The sequence below is a fragment of the Paraglaciecola sp. L3A3 genome (assembly GCF_009796765.1).
In the GTDB taxonomy this organism is placed as follows: domain Bacteria; phylum Pseudomonadota; class Gammaproteobacteria; order Enterobacterales; family Alteromonadaceae; genus Paraglaciecola.
This window is the reverse complement of sequence record NZ_CP047023.1, coordinates 2,424,849-2,438,540: the sequence shown is the minus strand read 5'-3', so window position 1 is coordinate 2,438,540 and position 13,692 is coordinate 2,424,849. Positions and strand designations below refer to the sequence as shown.

Here is a 13,692-nt window from a genome sequence, read left to right as displayed (position 1 = left end):
CACCACTAACCGCCCAACATAGCCAAATGTTTAGTGCCACCGGTATAACCATCTTGTAACCAATGTGTCGCTTCTTTATCAGACAATAAACTTGAGAGTTGCTTCTGTAATTCAATACTATCTGCTGATTGTAATGAGGCTCTTATGTCTAGACCTTGTTCTGCAAATAAACAAAGATGCAGTTTACCTATGGCCGATACCCTTAATCGATTACATGTGCCACAAAAGTCTTTACTGTAAGGCATAATTAAACCAATTCGGCCTTCAGAGTCAGGATGATAAAACTCCTGAGCAGGACCAGCAGTTTTACTGCGGATTAATTGGCTCCAACCACTCTCTAGCAGCTGCTCTTTGAAAGGTAACCCGGAAACATGATTTTCTTGAAAAAATGTTAGATTATCTCCAGTTTGCATCAACTCGATAAAACGTAAACTAATGGGAGTAGATTTAACCCAGTTTAAAAACTGACTAAACTCAGCCGCATTATATTGTTTCATCAATACAACATTCACTTTAACTTTAACACCTAAAGCTAATGCTTTATCAATTCCAGTCAAAATAGAATCTAAGGAATCGTGCCCAGTAATAGACTGAAACATTCGAGGATCTAAACTATCAATACTGACATTAAGCGAATCTAAACCGGCGTCAACCCAAGTTTGTATATTAGACTCAAGCTTATAACCATTAGTTGTCATAGCGACATGTTCTATACCAGGGGTATTAGCACAATTTTTAATAATTTCAGCTAGGTCTTTTCGAAGAGAAGGCTCACCACCTGTGATACGTACTTTACTGGTACCTAAAGCGGCAAAACCTTTAACCAAGGTTTGTATTTCACTAACTGAAAGGAAATTTCTATCACTATCACATGCGTAACCATCTGGCAGACAGTAGTCACACCTGAAATTACACACGTCTGTAATAGACAGCCGTAAATAGTGGAAACGGCGTCCAAATTTATCTTCTAACATGTTTTGATTAACACCTTTCCAAATTTAAACACCAAAAAGTAGGTGTTTACGGGAGGCTGTTCGATTTCTCTTGCAACCCTGGCGAACTTAAAAGCAAGTTCACGGCCCATATACCTTGCCTGTGTAGATTTAGGTAAATAAGCTCGGAGCTATAAAGTAGCTATTGCATAAAATATGTAATAGCAGTTATCTATTTGTACCATATAAAAGGAACGGAGTAATGCAAAACAAATTTCTCCCAAGACAACATAATCACACATCATATATGAGTATGTAATAAATAGGCTAAAGAATATGCCTTATAAAAAGTTGTTGGCACATAAGTTGTAATAGTAATTATAAAATATGGAATGTTGACTAAAAGATATGCAAGTTTAGCCAACAAATTAGGAAACTAAATTTATGTTAACCGAGACTTTTATTAACCAACACAAGCTCCCTAGCGTGTTTCAACAAACGGCAAAAGAATTTTATATCCCTTTGGCAGATGAAATTGCATTGCACCAAAAAAGTGCAGAAACAAGCTATTTTGTTGGCATAAATGGTTGCCAAGGCTCAGGTAAATCAACCCTTTCTGATTACCTAAAATTATATTTAGAAGAAAAATACAATTTGTCTGTGATAGTAATGTCATTAGATGACTTTTATTACAGTCAAGATGAACGTGAAATTTTGGCAACCGATGTACACCCCCTATTTAAAACCAGAGGCGTACCAGGCACCCATGACACTAGTTTAATTAAACAAGCATTAGAAAAAATTAAATCAGCACAACTACCAGTAACTATTCCACGGTTCAATAAAGCCACAGATAACCCTTATAATTTAAGTCAGTGGACAAAAATAGATAAACAAATAGACATAGTTATATTTGAGGGATGGTGTTGGGGGGTTGATGCTCAACAAGAATCTGAACTTGAAGTGCCAGTTAATTCACTAGAAGCATTACAAGATAAACAAGCTATTTGGCGCAATTATGCCAATACTCAACTGATGTTACATTATCAACCATTGTATAAATACATGGATAAATGGGTTATGTTTAAAGCTCCGTCGTTTACAGACGTTTATGCATGGCGGTTAGAACAAGAACAAAAATTAGCAGATTCACTTGGCGACAAAATCACCGATGCAGTCATGAATAATGAGCAAATAAAAAACTTTATTCAATATTATCAACGATTAACCGAACACAGCCTAAATACTCTAGCTGATAAATGTGAACATGTTTATATACTCAACTCAGTTAGAAAAATTATTGAACATCAAAGGAGAAGTGAAAAATGAAAAAACAAACGCTAATTTTCACTGATCTAGATGGAACTTTACTTGACCATCACACTTATAGCTTTGCCCCCGCGGTTAAAATCCTAAAGAAATTAAAAAATCTCGATATCCCAGTCATCCCTAATACCAGTAAAACATACGCCGAATTATTTGAGCTGCGTAAAGAGTTGCAGCTGGATACCCCCTTTATTATTGAGAATGGGGCCGCGATTTATATTCCAATCCATTTTTTACCTCAGCAACCGAATGGTACACTAGAAAAGTCTGGTTACTGGATAAAAGAATTCTCACCCAAGGTTCAGCACTGGATTGATATTATAGAATCACTAAAAGATACCTTTAATGGCGAATTCGAACATTTTTCAAACATGACAGTTAAACGTATTACCCAAGTAACCGGTTTGAGTGAATCAGAAGCTAAACTTGCTGCAAATAGAGGATATGGCGAACCGGTAAACTGGTTAGGCAATGAACAATCAAAACAATTATTCATCCATGCATTACAAGAAATGGGCGCTACCCCTTTACAAGGAGGAAGATTTTTACATGTAACCGGCCATAGTGACAAAGGACAGGCACTTATTTGGTTACTTAATGAATATAAAAAACAACATCCAGAACTACAATGTGAATCTATCGCACTGGGTGATGGGCAAAACGATGTAGCTATGTTAGAGGTGGCAAGTCTAGCTATTCGTATTTTATCGCCAACCACGCCACCACCAGAATTAAAACGTACCAACAAAGTATTAACCAGTCATAATTTTGGTCCGACTGGTTGGTCTGAATGTATCGAAGCAATTTTATTTAAATAACATTAATTTTAGATTTATCTATGGAGACAATATGGCTGACTTTTATCAAAATGGCATAGTGACAACATTGCACAATTTATCTGAGCGACCTACAGAAGAACTAGAAAAAGAGTTGCAAGAATTTTCTAAAAAACGCCCAATGGCACTCATTTTGCCTTCTTTATTTTCAGAATTAGAAGGCACAGCTTTACCGAATATTATTGATCATATTTGTGATGTCCCCTACTTGTCACAAATCGTGATTGGCTTAGACAGAGCAGATCAAGCCCAATACCAACATGCCTTAAAATTTTTCGGCAGACTGCCACAAAATCACCGTGTTCTTTGGAACGAAGGCCCTAGATTAAAAGCGTTAGATGCAAAATTAGAAGCCTTGGGCTTAGCGCCTAAAGAGTTAGGTAAAGGCCGCAACGTTTGGTACTGCATGGGTTATGTACTGGCTACTGGTAAAGCAGAATCTGTTGCATTACATGATTGTGATATCTTAACTTATGATAGAGGATTATTAGCGAGACTCATTTATCCAGTTGCCAATCCCAGATTTAATTATGAGTTTTGTAAAGGTTATTATGCCCGTGTCGCTGATGGAAAAATTAATGGCCGAGTTTCTAGGTTATTGGTGACACCTTTAATAAGAGCATTACAAAAGGTAGTTGGCCATAATGACTATTTAGAATATATGGACAGCTTTAGATATCCATTAGCTGGCGAGTTTTCTTTCAGACGTGATGTGTTAAACGATATTCGCATTCCTAGTGATTGGGGCTTAGAAATTGGCGTTTTATCTGAAATGCAGCGTAATTATTCTAATAACCGCCTATGCCAGGCTGATATTGCTAAAACTTATGACCATAAACACCAAGATTTGTCTGCTGACAATGACCAAGGTGGCTTATCAAAAATGTCTATCGACATAACTAAAGCTCTCATTCGAAAACTTGCTACTCAAGGTGAAACATTTTCTACCGAGTCTTTTAGGTCATTAAAGGCCACTTACTACAGGATAGCCTTGGATTTCATTGAAACTTATAACAATGATGCATTGATGAATGGTCTTACTATAGACATCCATAGTGAAGAAAAAGCAGTTGAGTTGTTTGCAGAAAATATAATGAAAGCTGGCGAAAGTTTCTTAGACCATCCAATGGAAACACCTTTTATTCCAAGCTGGAATCGGGTGGTAAGTGCCATACCAGATGTATTAGAACAACTTAAAGACGCTGTAGAACAAGACTACGAAGAATTCAAACAAGTATAAGGGGCGAATATGTCTTCTATATTCGAACAACTAAACATAAAGGTAGCGCATCATTTAGATGTGATTTACCAAGGTGTTGATTTAGATATAAGTATTAAAGATTTAACCGAGCAACTATTAACCAGTATGAAAATACAACGGCCTGAAAATGTACTTGAGCCGAAGCAACATCATAATAATTGGGATCAACAAGATGTATTGTTGATCACCTACGGTGATAGTGTAGAAACAAAAGACGAAAAACCTTTAAAAACGCTGCATAGTTTTCTTAAACAATATTGCGGAAATACTATCAATAGTGTACATATTTTGCCATTTTTCCCCTATAGCTCAGATGATGGGTTTTCTGTAATTGATTATTCAACTGTCAATGAATCTTTAGGTGACTGGGATGATATTGAGGGCATAACAAAAGACTACCGTTTGATGTCTGATGTAGTGATTAATCATTGTTCATCTAGGAGTGCTTGGTTTTCTAACTTTATAAAAGGTGAAGGTCAAGGCCACGACTTTTTTTATACCGCTTCACCAGACAAAGATGTAAGCCAGGTAGTTAGACCTAGAACATCAGATTTACTGCGATTAACAGAAACTAGCAAGGGTGAAAAACATGTTTGGTGTACCTTCAGTCATGACCAAGTAGACTTTGATTTTACCAATCCAAATGTTTTAGACACCTTTGTATCAATTATTCGCCAATATCTAGATACAGGGATCCGTTTATTCCGCTTAGATGCGGTGGCCTTTTTGTGGAAAAAATTAGGTACATCTTGTATCAACTTAGAACAAACCCATGAAGTCGTAAGGCTATTACGCACGTTAATTGAACATGCTGTTGATGATGCGGTGATAATAACAGAAACGAATATTCCTAATAGACAGAACTTAACTTACTTTGGTAATGCTAACGAAGCCCATGGAATTTATAACTTTTCACTGCCACCTTTGTTGGTTAACTCTCTTGTTACCGGCTCTTGTAAACATTTAAAAGCCTGGTTATGTAGTATGCCTCCGGCCCAAAATGGTACGTTTTTCTTTAATTTTATTGCCTCACATGACGGTATAGGTTTACGTCCAGCCGAAGGTCTATTAGACGATATAGAACTCACCACTTTAGTCAATACGATGCAAAATTTTGGCGGCCGTATTTCTTGGCGACAAGCAGAGACAGGTGAACAAAAAGCCTATGAAATTAATATTGCTCTTTACGATGCCTTACAAGGAACGGTTAAAGGCCAAGATAGATGGGGGCTAGAACGTTTTATCTGCGCCCATGCAATAATGTTTGGGTTAGAAGGGATCCCAGGAGTGTATATCCATAGTTTATTGGGCACAGGTAACGATTACGAAAAAGTGAGAAACACCAGTCAAAATCGCTCTATTAATAGACATAAATGGGATTTTGAACAACTTAAATCACAACTAGACAACACAGATAATCAACATGCGAAAGTGCATAAAAAAATGTTGGAGTTGCTAGATATTCGAAAACTACAGCCGGCTTTTCACCCTAATGCAACTCAATTTACACTGCAGTTAGGTGAACAACTATTTGGCTTTTGGCGGCAGAGTTTAAATCGAAGTCAAAGTGTTTTTTGTGTACATAATGTATCCAACACACCTCAAACATTACGTTTAAGTGATTTAAATTTAATTGGTACCGATACTTGGTTAGACCTAATTAGTCAGCAACAGATTGATTTAGAGCAGCTTGAGTATCAATTACAACCTTATCAAAGTTTGTGGATTTCAAACATATAGTAACTGTGTAAACCCCTTTGAACTTTCAGATAAAAGTCTGGAAGTTCAAAGGGAATGTGTCTGCCCATGAACTCTCTCTAAGTTATTGATTATTAGTAATCTATTATCAAGACAACATTTATGTGTATACAACAAGATACAAATATTTTTATTTATACTCATCTAACATCTACCCACCACATAAAAAACAACATAAAGCATTGATATTAATAAAGAATAATTATTTGGCACAGCAATTGATATTACAAGTTTATAAGCTAGCGTTATTCCTCAGATTCAACCAGACGCGAACTTATCTTTAATCTTAAGATTTGATTGAAGCAATATCACAAGCTGTTGAACCGTGCGCTATGGTGCAACTTTATGTTCTTACATTTATTTGGAGAGTCAATATGACAAAATATTTACTAGTTTTAACTGCAACACTATTTTCTTTGGCAATTACCGCTCAAGAGCCAGATGAAAAATTCCATCCATTAGATACGGATCAAGATGGACTAATTAGCCTTGAAGAAGCACAAAATGATGCTTTTCTTAGCGAAAACTTTATCAAACTAGATCTAAACGCGGATGGCTATTTGTCGAAAGACGAATTAGAAGCTGAAATAAATATCGATCAATAAACTTATCGCGGCAGTATACAATTGCCACATATAAGTATTAAGCATGCAAAAACACCAAACCATACGTTTGGTGTTTCTTATTTATCACTTACTAAAGATTGCTACTCAACAAACATTACGTCATTATCATGTCATTATTTTTGAAACTTAATAGAGAAATTTGATGAATAACAGTTATATGAAGATATTAATGTTGGTTTTTATCGCTGTGAGTTTTGCCGCGCAAAGTGCTGATAAAAAACCTATGGGTTTAGATTTTGTAAATCAACAACAAGCAACACAAAAACTGAATGAATTACGAGCCATGAGCACACCTGAACTTATCACTACTCAGGCCGAGTATTTTCGCAAGATGCATCAAGCATTAATTGCCAGCGGTTTTAGTAAAGAAGAAGCCTTAAAAATTGTTATAGCTATGGCTTCTAGTAATAAATAGAGGCTCTACATCAAACAGCATTTAATTGTTTCTCTTACTCAAAACTTTTCAGCCATATATCTTTTGTAGTTTGAGGTAAAAAACTAGCCTTAAAGCTATTGATTATAAGTTGTCTAACTTGACTTTGATTGATGGCTAATGCCTCGATTAATGCATGGTAGTTTTCATTTAAATAACCGCCAAAATAACTTGGGTCGTCTGCATTAACCGTTACCAATAAACCTTTGTCTAATAGTTGTAAAATATTATGTTTACTCATATTGGTAAACACTTTTAATTTAGTGTTCGACAAAGGACAAACAGTAAGTGGCAGCTGAGAATTTGCTAAATACGTTATCAAACTATCATCTTCAATGCTGCGCACGCCGTGATCAATTCTATCGACACCTAAGCTGTTAATTGCCCCCCAAATGTATGATGGTGGACCTTCTTCACCAGCATGAGCGACTTTTTTCAGTCCTAGCCCTTCAGCTTGTTTAAATGCTTGACTAAATTTTTCAGGCGGATTGCCCAATTCGCCACTATCTAAACCTACTGCAGTGATGTGATCAAGATATTCAGCTGCAGAATTAAGAGTTTCAATAGCACTTTCTTCGCTCATATGTCTTAAAAAAGACATGATCAAATAACAAGATATCCCCCACTCTGTTTTAGCCTGTTTAATAGCACGATTAAAACCAGCCATAAAAACGCAAAATTCTATTCCCCTTTCTGTGTGAGTCTGAGGATCAAACATAAGCTCACAATGCACCACATTTTGTTCTTTACATTTGAGCAAGTATCGCCACATTAATTGATAAAAATCTTCTTCATCACGTAACACTGAAGCCCCTAAATAATATAAATCTAAAAAGCTCTGTAGATTATTAAAATTGTAGGCATCTTTTACCTGTTGAATGGAAGAGTAAGGCAGTTGAACTTGATGTTTAATTGCAAGTTCCATCATAAAATCGGGCTCAAGTGTGCCTTCTATATGCAAATGTAACTCAACTTTTGGTTGAGCATTAACCCATTGTATTAATTCTGTTTTTGTCATCATGTTCATATAACTCTATATTTCTGCTCGAACACCTGCACCAATTTAAAACAATCTATATATAATTGGTGCAACGTATTAAAGATAGATGAAAATTTTATTAGGCATTAACATACAATCATGTAAAAAAATAACGGCCTAACCATAATAATACAGCTAAAAGCAAAAATTACACCACTTATTGACCAATTGGTCAGGATATTGCAGCAATAAATTTAAGCACATTTTAAGAGCAGATAATATGTCCAACTTTTTAGAACAAATATTTAAATTAAAGGAACATGGTACCAACCTCAAAACTGAGTTTATAGCAGGTTTAACTACTTTTGCCGCCATGTCATATGTGCTGGTTGTTAATCCTAGTATATTAAGTGCTGGTGGCATACCAATAGAAGGCTTAATTACTGTCACTGCCATTGCGGCATGCCTAGGTACTTTACTTATGGCATTTATGACAAATTATCCGGTCGCTATGGCACCAGGTATGGGACTCAATGCCTTTTTTGCATTCACTATATGTTTAACCAGAGAAATCCCTTGGGATGCTGCATTAGGTATCGTCTTTTGGAACGGTATTATATTTTTATTATTGTCTGTCACCGGTGTTAGAACAAAAATAGCAGAGGCCATACCCATGGCATTAAAAATTGGCGTGCAATGTGGTATTGGATTATTTATTGCGTTTATAGGCCTTAAAAATGCAGGCCTTGTTGTCGATCATCCAGCCACATTTGTGACTATCGGCAATCTATCTGAGCCTGCTACCATGTTAGCCTTAGCCGGTATTTTATTGACTATCGTGTTAGTGATAAAAAAAATAACTGGCGCAATCCTGATTTCCGTTATTACTCTCACCGTTATTGGTGCATTTATCCCAACACCCGATGGTTATCTAACCCAGCATACAAACGAATTTATTGGCATGCCAGATAGCATCAGTCATACATTTTTCGCGATGGACATAATGTATCCCATTATAAACCTAGCCGAAACTTGGGATCTGATTTTCGCTCTTTTATTTGTCAATATGTTTGACACAATAGGAACGTTAATTGCGGTATCACGAAAAGCAAACTTGCTTGATGAAAATGGAAAACTCCCTAAACTGGGTAAAGCTATGACAGCAGACGCAACGGCAAGTGTCATAGGTGCCGCTGTCGGTACATCTCCAGTTACATCATATGTGGAGTCAGCAGCTGGCGTATCTGCAGGAGGACGAACGGGTTTAACCGCTGTTTTTGTTGCTTTGTGTTTTGTGTTAGCTCTATTTTTCACACCTGTCATGAAAGTTATCCCTTTAATGGCCACTACCCCTGCACTTATTATGGTGGGTATACTAATGATGGAGTCATTCAGACAACTAGACTTTGATGATTTAGCATCGCTAGCCACTGCAACCGTTGCTTTATTGGCTATGCCTCTGACATTTAGTATTAGCGAAGGTATTGCTTTAGGATTTATTACTTATGTGGGGGTGATGATAGGAACAGGAAAGTACAAACAGGTGACCGTTATTACCTACTTAATGGCAGCCGTTTTTATCCTTAGATATATATTAGATTTAAAGTAACAAAAGCCACTACGCAGAGCCTTTGTTGCTCTGCGTATTTTAAATTTAATCTCTGTAAGATTCAGGTATCGACAACCCACATCCCGTCAATATAAAAGCGACTAAGTTTTTTGTCGCTTTTGTAAAATCAGCTTTGTACATAGGCTGTCCTTTTAACCCTGTAATTTGTGCGGCAAAATCTGAATAGTGTTGAGTGGTAGCCCATATATGGAACAACAATGCGTATGGATCCGTTGATTTTAACTGATCTTTATCTATCCATTCTTGTATAACAGCGACCCTTCCTTCCATCCACTCTTTATGTTGATTGCGGAAAAAATCACTTAAATTAGGCGCATTATTTATAATCTCCATAGCAAAAATTTTTGATGCTTCGGGTCTGGTACGTGAAATTTCCATTTTGTCAGCTATATATCCAGCTAAAACACTGGCAGGATCTTCATCACTAGTCGCGTTATCAAAGTCTCCATTCCACAAACTCAAGATGTCTTCTAATAAAGCTAAATAAAGTATCTCTTTAGTTTTAAAATAATAAAGCACATTAGTCTTGGGTAAACCGACTCTATCCGCAATTTTTTGAATTCTGGCTCCCTTAAAACCATGCAGCGAAAACTCCTTCTCAGCCGCAGCTAAGATTTTTTGCTTATTTTGTTTGGCGATATTTTGTTCTTTTACTTTCATTTTATACACAACTTTTCAAAGGAGACTTAGTTAATTTTAAATATGAATCTTAGTATCGGCATTATACCAAACATAGGGCTGTTCTAGAGCTAATTTAAACAAGTTGTTTAAACTAAAGGTTAACGGCAAGCGACGCGTAACTAGATAATTAGAATGTGCTATGAAATTAAGCTTAAATAAATTAATTTTTTGTAATACACGATAAATATTCTCTGTATAACAACAGAATTAAAAACCCACAAGATTGTGAGTTTTTATATCAATATTATTCAAGTCACTAATCTGAACTCGAGTTAAGAAGTCTCGTGTCAATTAAAGTTATACCTAAAATTGAACGAGTTACAAATACACATTCATTTTGATTTACATCAACGCTTACTCGATGACGAAATCTTGTGGATAGCAAGGCGAATTTTCGTACGCAATAGCTGGCTATTGTTAAAAGACCCAATGCCGCTAAACGCAAAAAGACGTTATTAAGAGGCTCGGCTTATTCCGAGCCTAGGTTAACGAATACGCTACGAAATTACGCACAAACGTTTGTATAATTCATCATCCATAATTGCACCTTTGTGTTGCACTACTTGGCCTGCAACATGGGCGGCCAACTTCAATGACTGCTCTGGATCTTGACCTTCAATACGCTGCGCAATATAAGTTCCAGCAAATGAATCTCCTGCAGCAGTAGAATCAACTTGAACCGGAGCGGGTTTGAACGGCTGATGTACAACTAATTTATTGTCTACATAAACATAAGTCCCTTGAGAACCACATTTTATAACAAGTTCACTGGCAGAGAACTGTTGAAAATATTTAGCCATCTGCTCGTGATTTTGATGACCAAACATCACTTCGTGATCTTCTAATCCCGGTAAAATCACATCAGCTAAACTGTAAGCTTTTTCAAGCCACAATACAGCATGCTCCAATGAATCCCATAAACGTGCACGGTAATTTGGATCAAAGACAATCTTACAACCTTGTTTGGCCATAGCTGCAATACATTCAATAAATTTAGCTTTATCTTGATCAGATAAAATGGCCAAACTAATACCGCTAAAATAGACCATTTGATAGTTTTTAGCTGCAGCCAATAATGTATCAATATCCAAATATTGCATCATTTGGCTTGCTGCAGAACCTTTTCGCCAATACGAAAAGCTTCGCTCACCAGAATCATCGGTATGAATGGCATAAATACCAATTTCAGCTTGATCTGTTTCTACCACTAAACTGGTATCAATTCCTTCAGCTTGCCATGTGTGTTTCATCTTTTGACTAAAAGCATCAACGCCAATAGCTGATAAAATACTGACCTTACTGTTGCTTAAACAACGCTTAGCATAAACAGCGCTATTATAAGTATCACCAGCAAACGAGCGTTTTAAGTCGCCATTGTCTGCTGTGCTTAGCTCCATCATACATTCGCCAATTACTAATAAATTTTTCATAATTAAACTAAATTATCCCAAGGTAAAACTTTAGATTGTAAAACAGGAAGTAATTTTTTATAAGCCTGAATTAGAGACGTTTGGAACGTTTTGTTAGCAGATAATTGATTGCCGAACACTTCTTTTAAAGCTAAATAAAGGGCGACATCATGTTCTGCATCATCGTTACAACTAGCGGCAATAGCCAACATTTTCTCGGCAAGAGGATCAACTAATTGCTCTTTCTCTATATAACGTTTACGGCTGAACAGACACCAAGCAGCAACTGCTATACATAAAGAATCAATTGGATTTCCGTCTGCAATATTTTGTTCAATAATAGGCAAAATACGCATCGGTAATTTTTGTGAACCATCCCAAGCTATTTGACTTAATAAATGACGAATAGCAGGATTACGAAAACGCTTTAAAATGTCAGCGCTGTAACCCGCAACATCTAATTCTTTAGGTGCAGTAAAAGAAGGGACAATTTCTTGTTCTATCATATTTTGTACAAACTTAACTAAGTTTTCTTGTTGCATGGCATCGTGTACAGTTTCAATATCTGCTAACACACCTAAATAAGCCATACTGGAATGTGGACAATTTAATAAACGTAATTTTGCATTTTCAAAACCAGCAACATCAGAAGTAAATGTCACGCCAGCCTCTTTCCATGCAGGTTTATCAGCAGGTAGACAATCTTCTACAACCCATTGTACAAAAGACTCACGCTTAATAGGCCAATTATCTTTTATCGATAGTTGCTCAGAAACTTGTTGTCTTAATGCGTCATCAGTGGCGGGTGTAATCGAATCGACCATAGAACAAGGACAAATTAATTTTTCGTCTAACCAAGCCGCTAACGCTTTATCTTTTTGTTCTGCATATTGGATAATAGCATTTCTTAATTTTTTACCATTATCAGTCAGGTTGTCACAACTCATAGCACAAAATGGTTCTATACCCTGCTCTTTTCTGGTTGCTAAAGCTTCAACTAATACAGCAATGGCCGAGCATGCTTGTTGCTCCCCAGTTAGGTCTTGCTTGATATCAAGGTTATTTAGGTCTAAGTTACCTTCGCTATCTAAACAATAACCCTTCTCGGTAATTGTCATGGTGACAAATTTAGTACTCGCTGCGGATAATCTTGTTTGTAGAATTTGATATTGGCTTTTAGCCACTAACACTTCTTGAATAGAGCCCACTACTTCATAAGATGTGGTTTCATCTAAAACCGCGACTGTATATAAACCATCTTGAGGATTAAGGGCATCACTGACGCCTGTTGAACGCATAGAAACACATGATATTCCCCAATCACCGCCAGCCATTTGCATAGCTCTGTGGGTATACCAAGACTGATGCCCTCTAAAAAAAGCGCCAGGACCTATATGTACGATACCAATTGCAGGCTTTTTACCATTTAGACGATATTCAGGTATCGAAATGCCAGAACTTTTTAATTCACTTAAAGTGCTTTCAGTTAATTGCTTCACGTTTGTCCTATCCTTTTATTAATTTAAATCTATTTTACGTTATAGCTATTGAAAATAGCATCTGCTTTACCCTGCCAAGGTGATATAAATAATTGCTTTTTGTTAGTTGCTTTTAATACAGGTTTTTCTGCCTCAATTAGATGTTAGTTCCATTGCCCCTAAAACTGAAAAGGTCTGGATTAATTAACAGTAAGATTAATTGCAACAATCCATTTTATATATGATTAAAATCATATATTAGTAACTGATTGAAACATTATATATTCACTAACTATAAACTAGTCTAAGTATCGAATAACGAAATGCCATACACAGAATATAA

At 36.4% G+C, this 13,692-nt stretch carries 12 protein-coding genes and 1 riboswitch; of the genes, 7 read left to right on the top strand and 5 right to left on the bottom strand.

Annotated features, from left to right (window positions below; all coding sequences use genetic code 11):
* Nucleotides 1–5 precede the first annotated feature (5 nt).
* Nucleotides 6–974, bottom strand: coding sequence for a GTP 3',8-cyclase MoaA (gene moaA, locus GQR87_RS10195; protein WP_158968992.1), 969 nt, complete (start codon nt 972–974; stop codon nt 6–8).
* Nucleotides 970–1,135, bottom strand: a riboswitch (molybdenum cofactor riboswitch). It overlaps the preceding gene by 5 nt.
* Nucleotides 1,136–1,376: 241 nt before the next feature.
* On the opposite strand from moaA, the gene GQR87_RS10190 reads away from it, so the two are divergent.
* The 6 genes from GQR87_RS10190 to GQR87_RS10165 all read left to right on the top strand — a co-directional run bounded on the left by GQR87_RS10190 (nt 1,377) and on the right by GQR87_RS10165 (nt 7,154).
* Complete coding sequence (locus tag GQR87_RS10190; RefSeq protein ID WP_158968990.1) at nt 1,377–2,261, top strand: P-loop NTPase fold protein; 885 nt, start codon at nt 1,377–1,379, stop codon at nt 2,259–2,261.
* Nucleotides 2,258–3,076 (top strand): mannosyl-3-phosphoglycerate phosphatase, encoded by an 819-nt coding sequence (locus tag GQR87_RS10185; protein ID WP_158968988.1) that lies wholly within the window; start codon nt 2,258–2,260, stop codon nt 3,074–3,076. Before GQR87_RS10190 ends, GQR87_RS10185 begins: the two co-directional genes overlap by 4 nt.
* A 31-nt stretch (nt 3,077–3,107) precedes the next feature.
* Nucleotides 3,108–4,334 carry a glycosyl transferase gene (locus GQR87_RS10180; RefSeq protein ID WP_158968986.1) on the top strand — a complete coding sequence of 409 codons (1,227 nt, stop codon included), beginning with the start codon at nt 3,108–3,110 and terminating at the stop codon, nt 4,332–4,334.
* A 9-nt stretch (nt 4,335–4,343) separates the two neighbouring features.
* Entirely contained in the window at nt 4,344–6,095 is a 1,752-nt protein-coding gene (locus GQR87_RS10175; RefSeq protein WP_158968984.1) for a sugar phosphorylase, read from the top strand.
* Between the two features lie 392 nt (nt 6,096–6,487).
* Complete coding sequence (locus tag GQR87_RS10170; protein ID WP_158968982.1) at nt 6,488–6,718, top strand: hypothetical protein; 231 nt, start codon at nt 6,488–6,490, stop codon at nt 6,716–6,718.
* 163 nt (nt 6,719–6,881) lie between these two features.
* Entirely contained in the window at nt 6,882–7,154 is a 273-nt protein-coding gene (locus GQR87_RS10165) for a hypothetical protein (RefSeq protein ID WP_158968980.1), read from the top strand.
* Between the two features lie 34 nt (nt 7,155–7,188).
* Here GQR87_RS10165 and GQR87_RS10160 read toward each other — a convergent pair whose 3' ends face one another.
* Nucleotides 7,189–8,190, bottom strand: a complete 1,002-nt coding sequence (locus GQR87_RS10160) for an adenosine deaminase (RefSeq protein ID WP_158972966.1) — start codon at nt 8,188–8,190, stop codon at nt 7,189–7,191.
* Between the two features lie 241 nt (nt 8,191–8,431).
* Here GQR87_RS10160 and GQR87_RS10155 point away from each other — a divergent pair, with 241 nt between their 5' ends.
* Entirely contained in the window at nt 8,432–9,760 is a 1,329-nt protein-coding gene (locus GQR87_RS10155) for an NCS2 family permease (protein WP_158968978.1), read from the top strand.
* Between the two features lie 45 nt (nt 9,761–9,805).
* Here GQR87_RS10155 and GQR87_RS10150 read toward each other — a convergent pair whose 3' ends face one another.
* The 3 genes from GQR87_RS10150 to GQR87_RS10140 all read right to left on the bottom strand — a co-directional run bounded on the left by GQR87_RS10150 (nt 9,806) and on the right by GQR87_RS10140 (nt 13,370).
* The gene (locus GQR87_RS10150) at nt 9,806–10,441 is read right to left on the bottom strand and encodes a TetR/AcrR family transcriptional regulator (RefSeq protein ID WP_158968976.1); all 636 of its coding nucleotides are present in this window, start codon (nt 10,439–10,441) and stop codon (nt 9,806–9,808) included.
* A gap of 518 nt (nt 10,442–10,959) precedes the next feature.
* Entirely contained in the window at nt 10,960–11,892 is a 933-nt protein-coding gene (locus GQR87_RS10145; protein ID WP_158968974.1) for a sugar kinase, read from the bottom strand.
* A 2-nt stretch (nt 11,893–11,894) separates the two neighbouring features.
* Entirely contained in the window at nt 11,895–13,370 is a 1,476-nt protein-coding gene (locus GQR87_RS10140; RefSeq protein WP_158968972.1) for a mannitol dehydrogenase family protein, read from the bottom strand.
* Nucleotides 13,371–13,692: the final 322 nt, after the last annotated feature.

Bases quoted from the DNA above. Each gene is read 5' to 3' on its own strand.
- moaA (WP_158968992.1), bottom strand. From the start codon at position 974: ATGTTAGAAGATAAATTTGGACGCCGTTTCCACTATTTACGGCTGTCT.
- GQR87_RS10190 (WP_158968990.1), top strand. From the start codon at position 1,377: ATGTTAACCGAGACTTTTATTAACCAACACAAGCTCCCTAGCGTGTTT.
- GQR87_RS10185 (WP_158968988.1), top strand. From the start codon at position 2,258: ATGAAAAAACAAACGCTAATTTTCACTGATCTAGATGGAACTTTACTT.
- GQR87_RS10180 (WP_158968986.1), top strand. From the start codon at position 3,108: ATGGCTGACTTTTATCAAAATGGCATAGTGACAACATTGCACAATTTA.
- GQR87_RS10175 (WP_158968984.1), top strand. From the start codon at position 4,344: ATGTCTTCTATATTCGAACAACTAAACATAAAGGTAGCGCATCATTTA.
- GQR87_RS10170 (WP_158968982.1), top strand. From the start codon at position 6,488: ATGACAAAATATTTACTAGTTTTAACTGCAACACTATTTTCTTTGGCA.
- GQR87_RS10165 (WP_158968980.1), top strand. From the start codon at position 6,882: ATGAATAACAGTTATATGAAGATATTAATGTTGGTTTTTATCGCTGTG.
- GQR87_RS10160 (WP_158972966.1), bottom strand. From the start codon at position 8,190: ATGACAAAAACAGAATTAATACAATGGGTTAATGCTCAACCAAAAGTT.
- GQR87_RS10155 (WP_158968978.1), top strand. From the start codon at position 8,432: ATGTCCAACTTTTTAGAACAAATATTTAAATTAAAGGAACATGGTACC.
- GQR87_RS10150 (WP_158968976.1), bottom strand. From the start codon at position 10,441: ATGAAAGTAAAAGAACAAAATATCGCCAAACAAAATAAGCAAAAAATC.
- GQR87_RS10145 (WP_158968974.1), bottom strand. From the start codon at position 11,892: ATGAAAAATTTATTAGTAATTGGCGAATGTATGATGGAGCTAAGCACA.